Here is a 383-nt window from a genome sequence, read left to right as displayed (position 1 = left end):
CATCGACGGTGTGCTGCACGAGTTCACCACCGTCCCCGGAGTGAAGGAAGACGTCACCGACATCATCCTGAACCTCAAGGGCCTGGTCGTGTCCTCCGAAGAGGATGAGCCGGTCACCATGTACCTGCGCAAGCAGGGCCCGGGTGCGGTCACCGCAGGCGACATCGTGCCGCCGGCCGGTGTGACCGTGCACAACCCGGACATGCACATCGCCACCCTGAACGACAAGGGCAAGCTGGAGGTCGAGCTCGTCGTCGAGCGCGGCCGCGGCTACGTCCCGGCAGTGCAGAACAAGGCGTCGGGCGCCGAGATCGGCCGTATCCCGGTCGATTCCATCTACTCGCCGGTCCTCAAGGTCACCTACAAGGTGGAGGCCACCCGTG

1 pseudogene is annotated in these 383 nt (G+C 65.5%); it reads left to right on the top strand.

The annotated features are described in order from the left end of the window. Positions 1-383 (top strand): annotated as a pseudogene (locus tag IMZ11_RS44750) (DNA-directed RNA polymerase subunit alpha); the annotation flags it as partial.

Source organism: Microtetraspora sp. AC03309 (genome assembly GCF_020826795.1).
Classification (GTDB): Bacteria; Actinomycetota; Actinomycetes; order Streptosporangiales; family Streptosporangiaceae; genus Microtetraspora; species Microtetraspora glauca.
This window is presented reverse-complemented; position numbering and strand designations above follow the sequence as displayed.